Consider the following 16,829-nt stretch of genomic DNA (forward strand, 5'->3'; position numbering starts at 1 on the left):
GGTGGTCATGCCAGTTCCCGCGACAGCCAGTCCGCCAGGGCGTCGGCGCGCGCATCGTCGCCGTCGCGCGGGCTCGCGAGCACCCACTGCGCGCCGGTGGTGGCAAAGCCCCAGGGGGCGAGCAGGCGGCCGGCAGCGAGATCGTCGGCGACCAGTTCCTGCGGCGCGATCGCGACGCCGAGCCCGGCGACCGCGGCCTCGAGCAAGAAGTAGAGATGCTCGAATCCCGTGCCCAGGGCCTGGGGTGGCGCTGCGCCCGCGGCGGCGGCCCAGGCGGGCCAGGCCTGCGGCCGGGAGATCGTGTGCAGCAGCGGCTCGCGCAGCAGGGCGTCTGGCGCGAGCGTGCGCAGGCGCGCGACCTCCGGATGCCGTGGGCTGATCACCGGCCCGACGCGTTCGGGCGCCAGCGGGCGCACGCGCCAGGTGGCAGGCCAAGGCGCCTGGCCGATCAGCAGCGCAGCATCGAAGCCGGCGAGCTTGGGTGGAAACGCGCCCTCGTGCGGCGAGAGGTGCAAGCGCAGCTCAGGCAACGCCCCGGCCAGCCGCGGCAGGCGCGGGATCATCCAGCGTGCGACCAGGCTGCCCGGGCAACCGAGCACCAATGCGGCATCGCCCTGCGTGTGCCGGATCGTCGCGACCGCGCCGCGCAGGCGCGCGAAGGCATCGCCGGCCGCGTCGCGCAGGCGTTCCCCGGCCGGCGTCAGCCGCAGGCCGCGGCCGGCACGCACGAACAACGGTGTGCCCAGCGCGTCCTCGAGCAGTCGCACCTGGCGGCTGACCGCGCCGTGGGTCACGTGCAGGGCCTCGGCGGCCCGGGTGAGGCTACCCAGCCGGGCGGCGGCCTCGAATGCACGCACGGCATTGAGCGACGGCAGATCGGCATCGGTCATCTGTGAGATTTCCTGACGGAATGGTCAGATCTTATCGGTTCCTGGGCCTGGACGTGTGCGCTAGAGTGCAAGCCATCATCTCCGCCGTGTCTGTTCGATGTCCAACGCTCCGATCACCGACTTCCACGCCTATCCCGATGCCGCCGGCCACTTCGGTCGCTACGGGGGGCGCTTCATCGCCGAGACGCTGGTCGGGCCGGTCGCCGAGCTCGCGGCCGCCTACGATGCCGCGAAGGTCGATCCCGCTTTCCAGCAGGCGTTCGACGCTGACCTCGCGCATTACGTCGGTCGGCCCAGTCCGATCTATCACGCGCAGCGGCTCAGCGACGCGGTCGGCGGAGCGCGCATCCTGCTCAAGCGCGAGGACCTCAACCACACCGGTGCGCACAAGATCAACAACACCATCGGCCAGGCGCTGCTCGCCAGCCGCATGGGCAAGACCCGGATCATCGCCGAGACCGGCGCCGGCCAGCACGGCGTGGCCTCGGCGACTGTCGCCGCGCGCCTCGGGCTTGAATGCGTGGTCTACATGGGCGCGACCGACATCGAGCGGCAGAAGATCAACGTCTACCGCATGCGCCTGCTCGGCGCGCAGGTGGTGCCGGTGACCTCGGGCTCGGCGACGCTCAAGGACGCGCTCAACGAGGCCATGCGCGACTGGGTCACGAACATCGCCGACACCTTCTACATCATCGGCACCGTCGCCGGCCCCGACCCGTACCCGCGCATGGTGCGCGACTTCAATGCCATCGTCGGCCGCGAGGCGCGCGCGCAGATGCTCGCCGAGTACGGGCGGCTGCCCGACGCGATCACTGCGTGCGTGGGCGGCGGCAGCAACGCGATCGGCCTGTTCCATGCCTTCCTCAACGACCGAGATGTGCGCATCGTCGGTGCCGAGGCTGCTGGCGACGGCATCGCGACCGGGCGCCACGCCGCCTCGATCGCGGCCGGCCGGCCAGGTGTGCTGCACGGCAACCGAACCTATGTGATCTGCGACGACGACGGCCAGATCACCGAGACCCACTCGGTCTCGGCCGGCCTCGACTACCCGGGCGTCGGCCCCGAGCATGCGTTCCTGGCCGACGCCGGCCGCGCGCAGTACGTCGGCGTCACCGACGACGAAGCGTTGGCCGCGTTCCACCAGCTCGCCCGGACCGAGGGCATCCTCGCTGCACTCGAATCCAGCCATGCGATCGCCCAGGCGATCAAGCTCGCGCGCGAACTGCCCAAGGACGCGATCGTGCTCGCGAATCTGTCGGGCCGTGGCGACAAGGACGTGCACACGATCGCCGGGCGCGAGGGGTTCACGCTGTGAGCGCGGCCACCGGATCTCGCACGTCCCGCCTCGACGCCTGCTTCGCCGCGTTGCGCGCCAGCGGCCGCAAGGCGCTGATCCCGTTTGTCACCGCCGGCGATCCGTCGCTGGAGGCGACGGTGCCTGTGATGCATGCGCTGGTCGACGCGGGCGCGGACATCCTGGAACTGGGCGTGCCGTTCTCCGACCCGATGGCCGACGGCCCGACGATCCAGCGCAGTTCCGAACGCGCACTCCAGCGTGGCGCGGGCATGGCCTGGGTGCTCGATGCGGTACGTGCGTTCCGGGCGAAGGATGTCGCCACGCCGGTCGTGCTGATGGGCTATCTCAATCCGGTCGACATCCGCGGCCCGGTGGCCTTCGCTGCGCAGGCGCGCGATGCCGGCGTCGACGGCGTGCTGCTGGTGGACCTGCCCCCGGAGGAGGCCGGCGAGTACCGCGCCGCCTTCGATGCCCAAGGGCTGGCGCTGATCCTGCTGGCCTCGCCGACGACCGATGCCGCCCGCATCGAGACCCTGTGCGCCCAGGCGCAGGGCTACCTGTACTACGTCAGCTTCGCCGGGGTCACTGGTGCGTCCGACCGGCTCGATCCGACGCAGGCCTCGACCCGGTTGCAGGCGCTGCGCCGGGCCAGCCACGCGCCGGTCGTCGCCGGGTTCGGCATCCGCGATGCTGCCGGGGCCGCGGCAATGGCGGCCGACGCCGATGGCGTGGTCGTGGGCAGCGCCCTGGTCGCCGAGATTGCCGAGGCCGCCGATCCGGGCGAAGCCGCGCGTCGCGCCGGGGCGTTCCTGGCGCCGTTGCGGGCCGCGCTCGACGCTGCCTGAACGGCGCGGCCCGGCCCCGGCCGTCGGTTACACTTCCGCGCTTCGCGGCCCCGTACGGGCCGGCGGGAGTACACGAGCCATGTCCTGGTTGCAGAAGATCATGCCGCCGCGCATCCGCACCGATGCCGCCGCGGTCCGCAAGCGCAGCGTCCCCGAGGGCCTGTGGGAGAAGTGCGAGCGCTGCAGCGCCGTGCTCTACGGCCCCGAACTCGAAGAGAACCTCGAGGTCTGCCCCAAGTGCGGTTTCCACCGCCCGATTCGCGCACGCGCGCGCCTGAAGGCGTTCCTGGATCCGGGCAGCACGCAGGAGATCGCGGCCGATCTCGGCCCGACCGACATCCTGAAGTTCAAGGACCAGAAGAAGTATTCGGACCGCATCAAGGCCGCGCAGCGCTCGACCGGCGAGCGCGACACCCTGGTTGCGATGCAAGGCACGCTGCTGCAGCGCCCGATCGTTGCCAGCGCAATGGACTTCGCCTACATGGGCGGCTCGATGGGCTCGGTCGGCGGCGAGAAGTTCGCGCGCGCCGCCGAACAGGCGCTGGCCGCCGGTACCCCGTTCGTGAGCTTCGCCGCCAGCGGCGGCATGCGCATGCAGGAGAGCATGTTCTCGCTGATGCAGATGGCCAAGACCTCGGCCGCCCTCGGCCGCTTGCGCGACGCCGGCCTGCCGTACATCTCGGTGTTGACCAATCCGACTTTCGGCGGTGCCTCGGCGTCGTTCGCGATGCTCGGCGACATCAACATGGCCGAGCCCGAGGCGCTGATCGGTTTCGCCGGTCCGCGCGTGATCGAGCAGACCGTGCGCGAGACCCTGCCCGAGGGGTTCCAGCGCAGCGAGTTCCTGCTCGAGCACGGCGCGATCGACCAGATCTGCGACCGCCGCGAACTGCGTCCGCGCATCGCACACCTGCTGGCGCTGCTGACCCGGCAGGACGCGCCAGTCGAGGCCGCCGCGTGAGCCGCAGATACTTCGGCACAGACGGCATTCGCGGCCGGGTGGGCGAAGGCTCGATCTCGGCCGATTTCGTGCTGCGCCTGGGCAATGCCTACGGCCATTCGCTGCGCGCGCGCGGCGCCGACTGGCGGCGCCCGCAAGTGGTGATCGGCAAGGACACGCGGATCTCCAACTACATGTTCGAGGCCGCGCTCGAGGCCGGTCTGGTCGCAGCCGGCGTCGATGTGCAGCTGATGGGGCCGATGCCCACGCCTGCGGTCGCGCACCTCACGCGCTCGCTCGGCGCCGACGGCGGTATCGTGATCTCCGCCTCGCACAACCCGCACCACGACAACGGCATCAAGTTCTTCAGCGCGCAGGGCGAGAAACTCGACGATGCCACCGAACTGGCGATCGAGGCCGCGCTCGACCAGCCATTCCGCACCGTGGCGTCGGAGCGGCTGGGCAAGGCGGTGCGCACGCGCGATGCGGTCGGCCGCTATGTCGAGGCCTGCAAGGCCTCGGTGCCGCGCGGTTTCGACCTCGATGGCATGCGCATCGTCGTCGACTGCGCCAACGGCGCGACTTACCAGGTCGGGCCGATCGTGCTGCGCGAACTCGGCGCCCAGGTCGAGGTGATCGGCGCCGAGCCCAATGGCGTCAACATCAACGACGGCGTCGGTTCGACCCATCCCGAAGGCCTGGCCGCACGCGTCAGCCACAGCGGTGCGAACCTCGGCATCGCCTTCGACGGCGATGGCGACCGCGTGCTGTTCGTCGACAGCAACGGCACCGTGCGCGACGGCGACGACCTGCTGTACGTGCTGGCCGGCGACTGGCAGCAGCAGGGCCGCCTGCAAGGGCCGGTCGTCGGCACGCTGATGAGCAACTATGGCCTGGAGCGCGCGTTCGGCGAGGCCGGAATCGGCTTCCTGCGCGCCAAGGTCGGCGATCGCTACGTACACCAGGCGCTGATCGAGCACGACGGCGTGCTCGGCGGCGAGACCTCCGGTCACCTGCTGTGCCTGGATCGCGCCAGCACCGGCGACGGCATCATCAGTGCGCTGCAGGTGCTCGAAGTGCTGCGCCGTCGTGGCGTTTCGCTGCAACAGGCGCTGCACGGCCTGGTCAAGGTGCCGCAGCGCACCGTCAACGTCCGCTATACGGGCGATGCGAAGCCGGCCCAGGCGCCGTCGGTGCAGGCTGCACTGGTGCAGGCGCAGACGGCGGTCGAGGGCCGCGGCCGCGCGTTCCTGCGGCCGTCGGGCACCGAGCCGGTCGTGCGCGTGACCGTCGAGGCCGACGATGCCGCGTTGATGCAAACCACACTCGATCGACTGGCCGACGCCGTGCGCGCGGCCGCTGCCTGATGCCTGGAGACCCTGTCATGACCGCCCGCATTCCGACCCTCGACATCCGACGCTTCGACACAGACCGAGACGCCTTCGTCGCCGAACTCGGCGCCGCCTACAGGCAGTGGGGCTTTGCGGGGATCAAGGGTCATGGCATTGCGCAGCCGCAGATCGATGCCGCCTACGATGTCTTCAAGGCGTTCTTCGCGCTGCCCGAGGCGACCAAGCTGCAGTACCACGTGCCCGGCGGCGGCGGCGCGCGGGGCTATACCGCTTTCGGTGTGGAGACCGCCAAGGGCGCGAAGCACTTCGATCTCAAGGAGTTCTGGCACATCGGCCGCGAGATTCCCGACGATTCGAAGTATCGCGACGTGATGCCGCCCAACCTGTGGCCATCCCAGGTGCCGGGCTTCCGCGAGCACGGTTACGGGCTGTACCAGGCGCTCGACGCGCTGGGCGCGCGGGTGTTGTCGGCGCTGGCGCTGCACATCGGCCTGCCCGAGGACTGGTTCGCCGACAAGACCGACTTCGGCAACTCGATCCTGCGCCCGATCCACTATCCGCCGATCACCGCCGATGACATCCCGAATGTGCGCGCCGGCGCGCACGAGGACATCAACCTGATCACGCTGCTGGTCGGTGCCAGTGCTGCCGGGCTGGAAGTGCGTTCGCGCGAGGGCGAGTGGGTGCCGTTCACTTCGGACGCCGACACCATCGTGGTCAACATCGGCGACATGCTGCAGCGCCTGACCAATCACGTGTATCCGTCGACGACCCACCGGGTGACCAATCCGCCGGGCGAGGCCGCACGCCAGCCGCGCTACTCGGTCCCGTTCTTCCTGCATCCCAATCCGGACTTCGTGATCGACGTGCTGCCCTCGACGGTCACCGCCGACAATCCGAGCCGCTATCCCGAGCCGATCACCGCCCAGGGCTATCTCGAGGAGCGGCTGCGCGAGATCAAGCTCAAGTAACGAGATTCGCGATGCGTTATAGCTGATTTGAAACGGCGCTTTTGGGCGCCGTTTCTTTTGGTGCTTCTCTCAACTGCGGATGAGAGTCCACTTCGGATGGGCACCGGCCTGTCAGTCGGAAGCCGCTCTTCCCTCGGTCAAGGCCGCTTCGCGGTCCGGCCACGCGAAGCACGCGTGGCGTTCGCATGGATGCGCGGCAGTGCCGCGCAGGCCATCCATGCTCGCCCTGCCTTGACTCGGGCGCGCGCCCTCCATGGCGCGCTCGACGCGGCCACCGGCTGTCAGTCCGCTGCCATAGACGTTTGCAACCCGACTTCGGGTGGATGTGAAGTCGCCCGCTGGAAGAAGTCGCGCACTGTCGGCCTCAGTGCGTCGTGCTGGTCGGGGATTGCGATAGCGGGCCATGGATGGCCCGCGGTGGCGAGTCAGCCATGGGTGAGTGCGGGCTGCTCGCGCGGCATGCCGCGCAGCCCACACGAACGCCCGGCGTGCTTCGCCGGGCCGGACCGCGGAGCGGGCTGACCGAGCCGGGGAGCAGTCCCCGGCCGGCGCGACGCTCGCTCCGGAGATGGCCCCATGATCGAGCGAGCAGAAGTAGGATCCCCTGATCTCGGCGGAGAACCTTCTTCGGGCGTTGTTGCCCCTTCGGATCGCCCCTGCACCCATCAAAAGCCTCTCAGAACCCGTACACCACGTTCACCGTCGTCAGACGGTCGGTGCGCTGGCGGTCGTCGGTGACTTCGGTGTTGTGGCGGATCTCGAAGCCGGCCTTCAGCGCCAGGGCGTCGGTCATCTTCACCTGCACGCCGAGCTCGTTGCGGGCAAAGGTGTTGTCGCTGCCCGATTCGATCAGCAGGATGTCGTAGAGGCGGGTGCTGTCGTTGAGCTGGTGGCTGAAGTCCATGAAGCCGCGGACGATCGCCTCGTTGTTGTGCACGCGCACGTCCTGCTCCTTGGCCCAGCGGTAGCCGGGGCCGATCTCGAACACCAGTTTGGTGCGCTCGTCCATGAACGCCTCGAAACCGTAGCCGCCCGCGACCGTGGTCTGGTACTCGTTGGTGCTGAAATGGTCGCGTTCGTTGCGTGCCGACCCGAACAGATAGTGCCGCTCGCCGAGTCGGTAGCCGGACGAACCGAACAACTCGTAACGGCGCGCATTCTCGACGTCGTCGGCGGTGCCGTAGAGGAATGCGGCGTTCACGGCATGCTTCCACAGCGCATCCTCGCGGGCGAGCGCGAGCTTGCCGACGACGGTTTCGCTGTCGGTATTGCCCTTGGAGATCGCCACGCCGAGTTCGCCGGTGCCGCTCCAGCCGTCGGCAGCCAGGAGGTGGGCGGGGGCGAGTGCGAGGCAGCAAGCCAGGGCGGTGAGGATGGGGTAGGGGCGCATGCAGGACTCCAGTAATCGCAGGTGTGTCGCGGAACGAAAAAAGCCGGCAACTGCCGGCTGTGCGTATTCTGCAATGTGAAGGACGCGCTTTGAAGCCCGGTAGGGCGCTTGCGCTATGCCCTGCGGGGTCCAGCGCCTAGAATCCCCTGTTCCGCATTCATGAGGATCGCCCCATGCGTCCACGCATCGTCGCCGGCAACTGGAAGCTGCATGGCAGTCGCGAATTCGCGAGCGCGCTCGTGTCGCGGATCGCCGCGACCCCTACGCCAGGGGTCGAGGTGGTGATCCTGCCGCCGTTGCCCTATCTGGGCGATTTGGCCAAAGCCTTCGCCGGTGCCCAGGGCGTCGCGTTCGGTGCCCAGGATGTCAGCAGCAACCAGGAAGGCGCCTATACCGGCGAGGTTTCGGCGACGATGCTCGTCGATGTCGGCGCGCGCTTCGGGCTGGTGGGCCATTCCGAGCGCCGGCAGTACCACCATGAGAGCAGCGAGCATGTGGGGCGCAAGTTCCTGGCGGCGGTCAACGCGGGGCTGCGGCCGATCCTGTGTGTCGGCGAATCGCTGCAGCATCGCGACGCGGGCCTCACCGAGGACGCCATCGCCGCCCAGCTGCGCCCGGTGCTCGATCTGGTCAGCGCGGCCGCCTTCGCCGACGCGGTGGTCGCCTACGAGCCGGTCTGGGCGATCGGTACCGGCCGGACCGCGTCCCCGGACCAGGCCCAGGCCGTCCACGCCTTCATCCGTAGCGAAATCGCGGCACGGGATGCTAAGATCGCCGATTCGTTGCCGATCCTGTATGGCGGCAGCGTCAAGCCCGCCAACGCGGCCGAGCTGTTCGCGCAGCCGGATGTCGACGGCGGGTTGATCGGCGGAGCCTCGCTGTCGGCCGCCGATTTCCTGGCCATCGTCGCTGCAGCCGCGCGCTGAGCGGCCCCTCGTACCACACGTTCTGCGAGCGCCCACGCAATGCTGTTCGTCTTCAACATTCTGTTTGTCATCATCGCGATCGCGATGATTGCATTGGTCCTGATGCAGCGCGGCGCCGGCGCGTCGGCCGGTTCGGGCTTTGGCGGCGGCGCCTCGGCCACGGTCTTCGGCGCACGCGGTTCGTCGAACTTCCTGTCCAAGGCCACCAAGTGGCTGGCGATCTCGTTCTTCTCGATCACCCTGTTCATGGCTTGGTACGCGATGCATCGCGCCAACCCCAATGCGCTGGACATGGATCTGGGCGTGATGGGCGCGCAGCAGGTGCCGGCCGTTCCGACAGCGCCGCAGGGCGATGCCGCCGTGCCCGCAGCGCCTGCGGCCTCGGATGCGGTTCCGCAGGCGCCGGCCGATGCCGCGACCGTGCCGTCGGCGCCGGCGCAGGACCCTGCACCGCAGGCTCCCCAGACGGAATAATTCACGCTACAATGCGCGGCTCCCGAGCGCTTCGGTATCGCGCCGGGAAAGTTTCAGGTTTGCCCAGGTGGCGGAATTGGTAGACGCACTACCTTGAGGTGGTAGCGGCTTAGGTCGTGGGGGTTCGAGTCCCCCCTTGGGCACCAGGAAGTACGGACGTCGGCACACGGTGTCGCACCGGCGAAAAGCCCCCGCGAAAGCGGGGGTTTTTCGTTTGCATCGGGCGCGCTTGGGCGTCGTTGGGGCGGGATCTTGCGGCGTGGGTCCGGTCGGCCCGTGCTCGGCGCGCTGCGGGCGGTCGAAATGCTGTGTCCGCCGGGGTAATCGTTTACTCGCCAGTTCTGAAAACGGTACAATTAGGGGGATCGGTGGAGGCGTCGCCAAGGCGGCGGTCCCCGATATGCGTGAGGCGCCCAGGCGCCTTGTGAGTGCGACGTCACGACGTCGAGCCAAGGCCGCGATCGTGCGGCTGTAGCCGAGAGAACAATCCAGTGCTGGCCGAATATCTGCCGACCCTGCTGTTCCTGATCGTTGCCACGGGGATCGGCATCGCCTTGCTGGTCGTTGGCAACCTGCTCGGGCCCAAGCGCCCGTCGCTGGAGAAGCTGTCGCCCTACGAGTGCGGATTCGAAGCATTCGAGGACGCGCGCATGCAGTTCGATGTGCGCTACTACCTGATCGCCATCCAGTTCATCGTCTTCGATCTGGAAATCATCTTCATCGTGCCCTGGGCCACCGTGTTCCGCGAACTCGGCATGCTCGGCCTGATCGAGATGGGCATCTTCGCCGGCATGCTGCTGCTCGGCTTCATCTACGTGTGGAAGAAGGGAGCGCTGGAATGGGAGTGAGCCAGACCGTTGCGCGCCTGATGAACAACCCGCTGCCGGAAGGCCGGGTCGACGACATCCTGCGCCCCGAAGGCGAGAATCCGCTGCTCGAGCGTGGTTTCGTCACGACCAGTTCCGACGCGCTGCTCAACTGGGCGCGGACCGGCTCGATGTGGCCGATGACCTTCGGCCTGGCCTGCTGCGCGGTCGAGATGATGCACGCCGGCGCGGCGCGTCTGGACCTGGACCGCTACGGCGTGGTGTTCCGTCCCAGCCCGCGCCAGTCCGACGTGATGATCGTGGCCGGCACCCTGGTCAACAAGATGGCGCCGGCACTGCGCAAGGTCTACGACCAGATGCCCGACCCGAAGTGGGTCATCTCGATGGGCAGCTGCGCCAATGGTGGCGGTTACTACCACTATTCCTATTCCGTGGTGCGCGGCTGCGACCGCATCGTGCCTGTCGACGTCTACGTGCCGGGCTGTCCGCCGACGGCCGAGGCGCTGGTCTACGGCATCCTGCAGCTGCAGAAGAAGATCCGCCGCGCCACCAATTTCGGCGAAGAGAAGACGGGGCTGCGCGATGCGTGACCAACCTGTTCGGGAATCGGCGAGCGCATTCGCCGCGCGCCTGCGCACCCGCTTTGCAGATGCCGAGGTCGCCGTCGCGCTGCCGCGTGGCGAGGTGGCGATCACCACCGCCGGCGACTGGCTCGACACCTGTCGCGTGCTGCGCGAGGAGTTCGGCTTCGAGTCGCTGATCGACCTGTGCGGCGTCGACTATCTGGGCTACGGCAGCGATGAGTGGGACACCGAGGTGTCCTCCGAGGGCTTCAGCCGCGGCGTCGAAGGTCGTGGTCCGGGGCGCTTCCGCTTCGGCGAGGCGCCGAGCCGCCAGGTCGGCCAGCCCGATGCGACCGCCGAGATCCCGGTCCCGCAGCGTCGCTTCGTCGTGGTCGCGCAGTTGCTGTCGATCCGCCACAACCGCCGCCTGACGGTGCGCTGCTTCGCGCCGAGCGACGACCTGCCGGTCGTCTCCTCGCTGACCGGGCTATGGCCGGTCGCCGACTGGTTCGAGCGTGAGGCGTTCGATCTGTTTGGCGTGATTTTCGAAGGCCATCCGGACCTGCGCCGCATCCTGACCGACTACGGCTTCGTCGGTCATCCGTTCCGCAAGGATTTCCCGTTGATCGGCAACGTCGAAGTGCGTTACGACGCCGAGCGCAAGCGCGTGGTCTACGAGCCGGTGACCTCGGTCGAGCCGCGCGTCGGCGTGCCGCGCGTGATCCGCGACGATGCCCGCTACGCGACCGCCAGCGGCGAGCAGATGGCCCGCCGCGCGGAGGACGCCAAATGAGTGCCGTGCCGACTACCTCCCTGCACCAGGCGAACACCACGCCGAGCGCGGATGTCCTCAAGCAGGAGATCCGCAACTACACGTTCAACTTCGGCCCGCAACATCCGGCCGCGCATGGCGTGTTGCGCCTGATCCTGGAAATGGACGGCGAAACGGTGATGCGCGCCGATCCGCATATCGGCCTGCTGCATCGCGGGACCGAGAAGCTGGCCGAGTCCAAGCCGTTCAACCAGTCGATCGGCTACATGGACCGCCTCGACTACGTGTCGATGATGTGCAACGAGCACGCCTACGTGCGCGCCATCGAGACGCTGATGGGCATCGAGGCGCCCGAGCGCGCGCAGTGGATCCGCACCCTGTTCGACGAGGTCACGCGGATCCTCAATCACCTGATGTGGATCGGCTCCAACGCGCTCGATCTGGGGGCGATGGCGGTGATGCTCTATGCGTTCCGCGAGCGCGAGGAGCTGATGGACGTCTACGAGGCGGTCTCGGGCGCGCGCATGCATGCGGCCTACTACCGACCCGGCGGTGTCTACCGCGACTTGCCCGAGCGCATGCCGCAGTACAAGGAATCGCGCTGGCGCAAGGGCGAAAAGCTCAAGCGCTTCAATGCCTGGCGCGAGGGCTCGATGCTCGACTATCTGGAGGCGTTCGCCAAGGACTTCCCCAGCCGCGTCGACGAGTACGAGACCCTGCTCACCGACAATCGCATCTGGAAGCAGCGCACCGTCGGCATCGGCGTCATCCCGCCCGAACAGGCGATGGCCTGGGGCATGACCGGCCCGATGCTGCGTGGTTCGGGCATCGAGTGGGATCTGCGCAAGACCCAGCCGTATGCGCGCTATGCCGATGTCGACTTCGATATCGCGGTCGGCGTCAACGGTGACTGCTACGACCGCTACCTGGTCCGCGTCTTCGAGATGCGCCAGTCGGCACGGATCATCGCCCAGTGCGTCGCGTGGCTGAAGGCCAACCCCGGCCCGGTCATGCTCGACAACTACAAGGTGTCGCCTCCCTCCCGTGCGGAGATGAAGGACGACATGGAAGCGCTGATCCACCACTTCAAGCTGTTCACCGAGGGCTACTGCGTGCCCGAGGGCGAGACCTACAGCGCGGTCGAAGCGCCCAAGGGCGAGTTCGGCTGCTACCTGGTCTCCGACGGCGCGAACAAGCCGTTCCGCGTGCATCTGCGCGCGCCCGGCTTTGCGCATCTCTCGTCGATGGACGCGATCACCAAGGGCCACATGCTCTCGGACGTCGTCGCGATGATCGGCACCTACGACATCGTGTTCGGAGAAGTCGACCGATGAAGGCGACCGGAAATTTCGAGAACGCCCGCAACGTCGACCCGATGGTCGTGCTCAGCGAGGACACCCGCGCGCACATCGACCACTGGTTGACCAAGTTCCCGCCCGACCGCAAGCGTTCGGCGGTGCTGCAGGGCCTGTTCGCGGCGCAGGAGCAGAATGGCGGTTATCTCACCGACGAGATCATCGCCGGTGTCGCCAAGTACCTGGACCTGCCGCCGGTGTGGGCCTACGAAGTCGCGACGTTCTACTCGATGTTCGAAACCGAGAAGGTCGGCCGCAACAACGTCGCCTTCTGCACCAACATCAGCTGCTGGCTCAACGGCGCCGAGGACCTGGTTGCGCACGCCGAGAAGAAGCTCGGCTGCAAGCTGGGCGAGTCCACGGCCGACGGCCGCGTCTTCCTCAAGCGCGAGGAAGAATGCGTCGCCGCGTGCTGCGGCGCGCCGGTCGTGGTCATCAACGGTCACTACCACGAGAAGCTCTCGCCCGAGAAGGTCGACGAGCTGCTCGATGGTCTGAAGTAGGGCAACGCGCGGACATGGCACATCACCATCCCAAGTCTTCTGAAGGCTACGGGCCCGTCGGGCCTGCGCCCAAGGAACACCAGGCGGTCTACACCACGCTGCATTTCGACAAGCCGTGGAGCTACGAGAACTACCTCAAGACGGGTGGTTACAGCGCGCTGCGCAAGATCCTCGAAGAGAAGATCCCGCCGGCCGACGTCATCGAGATGGTCAAGCAGTCGGGCCTGCGCGGCCGCGGCGGCGCGGGCTTCCCGACCGGCCTGAAGTGGAGCTTCATGCCCAAGGGCGAGATGCAGAAGTACATCCTCTGCAACTCCGACGAGTCGGAGCCCGGCACCGCCAAGGACCGCGACATCCTGCGCTACAACCCGCACGCGGTCATCGAGGGCATGGCGATCGCCTGCTACGCGACCGGCTCGAGCGTGGCCTACAACTACCTGCGCGGCGAGTTCCACCACGAGCCGTTCGAGCATCTCGAGGAAGCCACCGCCGAGGCCTACGCTAATGGCTGGCTGGGCAAGAACGTGCTCGGTTCGGGCATCGATATCGACATCTACAACGCGCTCGGCGCGGGCGCCTACATCTGCGGTGAGGAAACCGCGCTGATGGAATCGCTCGAAGGCAAGAAGGGCCAGCCGCGCTTCAAGCCGCCGTTCCCGGCCAACTTCGGCCTGTATGGCAAGCCGACCACGATCAACAACACCGAGACCTACGCCTCGGTGCCGGCGATCGTGCGCAACGGCCCGGAGTGGTTCCTGAACCTGGGCAAGCCCAACAACGGCGGCTGCAAGATCTTCTCGGTCTCCGGCCACGTCGCGCGTCCTGGCAACCATGAGATCCGTCTGGGCACGCCGTTCTCCGAACTGCTCGACCTGTGCGGCGGCATGCGCAACGGGCACCGCATCAAGGCGGTGATCCCGGGCGGCTCGTCGATGCCGGTGCTGCCGGGCGAGACGATGATGGGTCTGACGATGGACTACGACGCGATCCAGAAGGCCGGTTCGGGCCTGGGGTCGGGTGCGGTCATCGTGATGGACCAGACCACCTGCATGGTGCGCGCCTGTCAGCGCATCGCCCGTTTCTACTTCAAGGAGTCCTGCGGCCAGTGCACGCCCTGCCGCGAGGGCACCGGCTGGATGTACCGCATGCTGACCCGCATCGCCGAACACAAGGCGACCGTCGACGACCTGCAGATGCTGCGGGCGGCCGCCGGCCAGATCGAGGGACACACCATCTGCGCGTTCGGTGAGGCCGCTGCGTGGCCGGTGCAGGGGTTCCTGCGCCACTTCTGGGACGAGTTCGAGTACGCGATCGTCAACCGGCGCTTCCTGGTCGACGATCAGCGCAACGGCACCGTGGTGGCGAAGGCGGTGGCCGCATGAGCGCAGCACGTCTCCAGCTCCCCGGACGCATTCGCGCGTCGCGCGAACGCGCCCAGCCCCTCGACTCGAGGGGCGTCGTCGCAATGTTGAAGGGTGTCGCCGCATGAGCGCGCAACCTGTGAATCCGAATCTGCCGCCCGACCACGTCACCGTCTTCATCGACGGCGTCGAGCTGGCCGCGCCCAAGGGCTCGATGATCATCCAGGCCGCCGACAAGGCCGGCATCGCGATCCCGCGCTTCTGCTATCACGACAAGCTGGCGATCGCGGCGAACTGCCGGATGTGCCTGGTCGAAGTCGAAAAGATGCCCAAGCCGGCGCCGGCCTGCGCCACGCCGGTGATGGACGGCATGAAGGTCGTCACGCGCAGCGAAAAGGCTCTCAAGTCGCAGCGCAACGTGATGGAGTTCCTGCTGATCAATCATCCGCTCGATTGCCCGATCTGCGATCAGGGTGGCGAGTGCGAGCTGCAGGACCTGTCGCTGGGTTACGGCCGCTCGGTCAGCCGTTTTGCTGAGCGCAAGCGCGTGGTGCCCGACGAAGACCTCGGTCCGCTGGTCGCCACCGAGATGACGCGCTGCATCCAGTGCACGCGCTGCATCCGCTTCACCGCCGAAATCGCCGGCACCTACGAGCTGGGCGGCATGCAGCGCGGCGAGAACCTGCAGATCGGCACCTACGACGGCAAGCCGCTGACGACCGAACTGTCGGGCAACGTCATCGACGTGTGCCCGGTCGGCGCGCTGACCAACAAGGTCTTCCGCTTCCGCGCGCGGCCGTGGGAACTGATCGCGCGCGAGTCGCTCGGCGGCCATGACGCGCTGGGCAGCAACTTGTTCCTGCATCTGCGCCGCGGTGAAGTGATGCGGGCGGTGCCGCGTGACAACGAAGCGGTCAACGAGTGCTGGCTGTCGGATCGCGATCGCTATTCGCATCAGGGGCTGGCGGCCGAGGACCGGGCGCTGCATCCGCAGATCAAGGACGGTGGCCAGTGGCGGGAGGCGACCTGGGACGAGGCGCTCACGCGCGCGGCCCGGATCCTGCGCGACAACCCGGCCGACGAACTCGGCATGCTGGTGCATCCGGCCACCTCGAACGAGGAGGGCGCGCTGCTGGCGCGTCTGGCCGATGCCCTGGGTACGGGCAACCTCGACCACCGCATCGCCCAGCGCGACCTGTCCGACGGCGCCGTCGCGCAAGCCTTCGCGATGCCGGTCGCCGAGCTCGACAAGGCCGACGCGGTGCTGATCGTCGGATCCAACCTGCGCCACGAAGTGCCGCTGCTGCACCACCGTGTGCGCCAGGCATGGAAGCGCGGCGCGAAGGTCTACGTCGTCAATCCGGTCGATTTCGAGTTCACCTTCGACATCGCCGACAAGGCCATCGTGCCGCCGTCGCGTATCGCCCAGACGCTGCAGGTCGGCGAGCTCGCCGACGCACTGCGCGGCGCCGCGCATGCGGCGATCATCGTCGGCGCGCAGGCGGAAGCCAGCGCGCACGCCGCCGACATCCGCAAGGCCGCGGCCGCGCTCGCGCAGTCGACCGGGGCCGCGCTGTGCCGGATCCCGCAGGGCGCGAACGCGGTTGGCCTGACGGCGGCCGGCGTGCTGCCGACCACGCGCGATGCCAACGCGATGCTTGCGCAGCGTCGCGGCGCCTATGTGATCTACGGCATCGAGCCGGGCCTGGACTTCGCCGATCCGGCGCAGGCGATGCAGGCACTGGGTGCAGCCCAGGTCGTGGCCTTCAGCCAGTTCGCCTGCGAATCCACCCGCAGCGTCGCCGACGTGATCCTGCCGATCGGCGCGCTCGCCGAGATCGATGCCACGCTGACCAACCTCGACGGACGCGCGCAGCATGCGACCGCAGCGGGCAAGCTGCCGGGCGATGCCAGGGCGGGCTGGCGTGTGCTGCGTGCGCTCGGCGGCGAGCTGGCGGTGCCGGGCTTCGAGTTCACCGATCTGGCCGGCCTGCGTGCCAGCCTGCAGCCGCGGACCGTGGCGGTTGCGGCCTCCGCGGCCCCGACGGTGGACGGCGACGGGCTCGAGCTGGCGGTGACCCAGGCGATCTACCGGGTCGATGCGCTGACCCGTCGCGCTGCGGCGTTGCAGTCCCATCCGCTGACCCTGGGTCCGCGCATCGCGCTGCATCCCGATGACGCCTCGGCGCATGGGGTGGCCGACGGACGCATGGCCAAGGTCACTAACGCAGTGGGCACCGGCACGTTGCAGGTCGTCGTCGACGATCGCGTCGCGCTCGGTGCGGCATGGATCGAATCGGGCTACGGCGCCACCGCGGCGCTGGTGGCCGGCAAGGTCAAGGTGGTGGCGGCATGAGCATGCC

16 protein-coding genes and 1 tRNA gene are annotated in these 16,829 nt (G+C 68.2%); 15 read left to right on the forward strand and 2 right to left on the reverse strand.

Going from position 1 to position 16,829, the window contains the following annotated elements:
- Positions 1-5: 5 nt before the first annotated feature.
- Positions 6-890, reverse strand: a complete 885-nt coding sequence (locus ABE487_RS08795) for a LysR family transcriptional regulator (protein WP_346452092.1) — start codon at positions 888-890, stop codon at positions 6-8.
- A gap of 97 nt (positions 891-987) precedes the next feature.
- Between ABE487_RS08795 and trpB the strand changes: the two genes are divergently transcribed.
- The 5 genes from trpB to ABE487_RS08820 all read left to right on the forward strand — a co-directional run bounded on the left by trpB (position 988) and on the right by ABE487_RS08820 (position 6,295).
- Positions 988-2,205 (forward strand): tryptophan synthase subunit beta, encoded by a 1,218-nt coding sequence (trpB, locus tag ABE487_RS08800; RefSeq protein WP_346452091.1) that lies wholly within the window; start codon positions 988-990, stop codon positions 2,203-2,205.
- The gene (gene trpA, locus ABE487_RS08805; protein ID WP_346452090.1) at positions 2,202-3,032 is read left to right on the forward strand and encodes a tryptophan synthase subunit alpha; all 831 of its coding nucleotides are present in this window, start codon (positions 2,202-2,204) and stop codon (positions 3,030-3,032) included. Before trpB ends, trpA begins: the two co-directional genes overlap by 4 nt.
- 79 nt (positions 3,033-3,111) lie before the next feature.
- Positions 3,112-3,993, forward strand: a complete 882-nt coding sequence (gene accD / locus ABE487_RS08810) for an acetyl-CoA carboxylase, carboxyltransferase subunit beta (RefSeq protein ID WP_346442304.1) — start codon at positions 3,112-3,114, stop codon at positions 3,991-3,993.
- The gene (glmM, locus tag ABE487_RS08815) at positions 3,990-5,339 is read left to right on the forward strand and encodes a phosphoglucosamine mutase (RefSeq protein ID WP_346442305.1); all 1,350 of its coding nucleotides are present in this window, start codon (positions 3,990-3,992) and stop codon (positions 5,337-5,339) included. Before accD ends, glmM begins: the two co-directional genes overlap by 4 nt.
- 17 nt (positions 5,340-5,356) lie before the next feature.
- Positions 5,357-6,295: a 2-oxoglutarate and iron-dependent oxygenase domain-containing protein gene (locus ABE487_RS08820; protein WP_346442306.1), complete on the forward strand. Its 939-nt coding sequence runs from the start codon at positions 5,357-5,359 to the stop codon at positions 6,293-6,295.
- A gap of 676 nt (positions 6,296-6,971) precedes the next feature.
- Here the strand turns inward: ABE487_RS08820 and ABE487_RS08825 are convergent.
- Positions 6,972-7,685 (reverse strand): DUF481 domain-containing protein, encoded by a 714-nt coding sequence (locus tag ABE487_RS08825; RefSeq protein WP_346442307.1) that lies wholly within the window; start codon positions 7,683-7,685, stop codon positions 6,972-6,974.
- 173 nt (positions 7,686-7,858) lie between these two features.
- On the opposite strand from ABE487_RS08825, the gene tpiA reads away from it, so the two are divergent.
- From tpiA to nuoG, 10 genes are all read left to right on the forward strand, one after another.
- Positions 7,859-8,611 (forward strand): triose-phosphate isomerase, encoded by a 753-nt coding sequence (gene tpiA, locus ABE487_RS08830; RefSeq protein ID WP_346442308.1) that lies wholly within the window; start codon positions 7,859-7,861, stop codon positions 8,609-8,611.
- A gap of 39 nt (positions 8,612-8,650) precedes the next feature.
- The gene (gene secG, locus ABE487_RS08835; RefSeq protein ID WP_346452089.1) at positions 8,651-9,085 is read left to right on the forward strand and encodes a preprotein translocase subunit SecG; all 435 of its coding nucleotides are present in this window, start codon (positions 8,651-8,653) and stop codon (positions 9,083-9,085) included.
- A gap of 61 nt (positions 9,086-9,146) precedes the next feature.
- A tRNA-Leu gene (locus ABE487_RS08840) sits at positions 9,147-9,231 on the forward strand.
- Between the two features lie 345 nt (positions 9,232-9,576).
- The gene (locus tag ABE487_RS08845) at positions 9,577-9,933 is read left to right on the forward strand and encodes an NADH-quinone oxidoreductase subunit A (protein ID WP_183426507.1); all 357 of its coding nucleotides are present in this window, start codon (positions 9,577-9,579) and stop codon (positions 9,931-9,933) included.
- Positions 9,924-10,502 carry an NADH-quinone oxidoreductase subunit B family protein gene (locus tag ABE487_RS08850; protein ID WP_346452088.1) on the forward strand — a complete coding sequence of 193 codons (579 nt, stop codon included), beginning with the start codon at positions 9,924-9,926 and terminating at the stop codon, positions 10,500-10,502. The genes ABE487_RS08845 and ABE487_RS08850 overlap by 10 nt, the downstream gene beginning before the upstream one ends.
- Positions 10,495-11,268 (forward strand): NADH-quinone oxidoreductase subunit C, encoded by a 774-nt coding sequence (locus tag ABE487_RS08855; RefSeq protein WP_346442310.1) that lies wholly within the window; start codon positions 10,495-10,497, stop codon positions 11,266-11,268. Before ABE487_RS08850 ends, ABE487_RS08855 begins: the two co-directional genes overlap by 8 nt.
- Entirely contained in the window at positions 11,265-12,581 is a 1,317-nt protein-coding gene (locus tag ABE487_RS08860) for an NADH-quinone oxidoreductase subunit D (RefSeq protein WP_346447550.1), read from the forward strand. Before ABE487_RS08855 ends, ABE487_RS08860 begins: the two co-directional genes overlap by 4 nt.
- On the forward strand, positions 12,578-13,105 hold the full coding sequence (gene nuoE / locus ABE487_RS08865; RefSeq protein ID WP_346442311.1) for an NADH-quinone oxidoreductase subunit NuoE: 528 nt from the start codon (positions 12,578-12,580) through the stop codon (positions 13,103-13,105). The genes ABE487_RS08860 and nuoE overlap by 4 nt, the downstream gene beginning before the upstream one ends.
- A 14-nt stretch (positions 13,106-13,119) precedes the next feature.
- Positions 13,120-14,487 (forward strand): NADH-quinone oxidoreductase subunit NuoF, encoded by a 1,368-nt coding sequence (gene nuoF / locus ABE487_RS08870; RefSeq protein ID WP_346452087.1) that lies wholly within the window; start codon positions 13,120-13,122, stop codon positions 14,485-14,487.
- A gap of 103 nt (positions 14,488-14,590) precedes the next feature.
- The gene (gene nuoG / locus ABE487_RS08875) at positions 14,591-16,822 is read left to right on the forward strand and encodes an NADH-quinone oxidoreductase subunit NuoG (RefSeq protein ID WP_346447549.1); all 2,232 of its coding nucleotides are present in this window, start codon (positions 14,591-14,593) and stop codon (positions 16,820-16,822) included.
- Positions 16,823-16,829: the final 7 nt, after the last annotated feature.

The organism is Luteimonas sp. TWI596 (assembly GCF_039674105.1).
Lineage (GTDB): Bacteria > Pseudomonadota > Gammaproteobacteria > Xanthomonadales > Xanthomonadaceae > Luteimonas.

Excerpts from the sequence above, each read along its gene's own strand:
- ABE487_RS08820 (WP_346442306.1), top strand. The coding sequence starts at position 5,357 with ATGACCGCCCGCATTCCGACCCTCGACATCCGACGCTTCGACACAGAC.
- nuoE (WP_346442311.1), top strand. The coding sequence starts at position 12,578 with ATGAAGGCGACCGGAAATTTCGAGAACGCCCGCAACGTCGACCCGATG.
- ABE487_RS08860 (WP_346447550.1), top strand. The coding sequence starts at position 11,265 with ATGAGTGCCGTGCCGACTACCTCCCTGCACCAGGCGAACACCACGCCG.
- nuoF (WP_346452087.1), top strand. The coding sequence starts at position 13,120 with ATGGCACATCACCATCCCAAGTCTTCTGAAGGCTACGGGCCCGTCGGG.
- ABE487_RS08795 (WP_346452092.1), bottom strand. The coding sequence starts at position 890 with ATGACCGATGCCGATCTGCCGTCGCTCAATGCCGTGCGTGCATTCGAG.
- trpB (WP_346452091.1), top strand. The coding sequence starts at position 988 with ATGTCCAACGCTCCGATCACCGACTTCCACGCCTATCCCGATGCCGCC.
- ABE487_RS08855 (WP_346442310.1), top strand. The coding sequence starts at position 10,495 with ATGCGTGACCAACCTGTTCGGGAATCGGCGAGCGCATTCGCCGCGCGC.
- ABE487_RS08825 (WP_346442307.1), bottom strand. The coding sequence starts at position 7,685 with ATGCGCCCCTACCCCATCCTCACCGCCCTGGCTTGCTGCCTCGCACTC.
- accD (WP_346442304.1), top strand. The coding sequence starts at position 3,112 with ATGTCCTGGTTGCAGAAGATCATGCCGCCGCGCATCCGCACCGATGCC.
- ABE487_RS08850 (WP_346452088.1), top strand. The coding sequence starts at position 9,924 with ATGGGAGTGAGCCAGACCGTTGCGCGCCTGATGAACAACCCGCTGCCG.
- nuoG (WP_346447549.1), top strand. The coding sequence starts at position 14,591 with ATGAGCGCGCAACCTGTGAATCCGAATCTGCCGCCCGACCACGTCACC.
- secG (WP_346452089.1), top strand. The coding sequence starts at position 8,651 with ATGCTGTTCGTCTTCAACATTCTGTTTGTCATCATCGCGATCGCGATG.
- tpiA (WP_346442308.1), top strand. The coding sequence starts at position 7,859 with ATGCGTCCACGCATCGTCGCCGGCAACTGGAAGCTGCATGGCAGTCGC.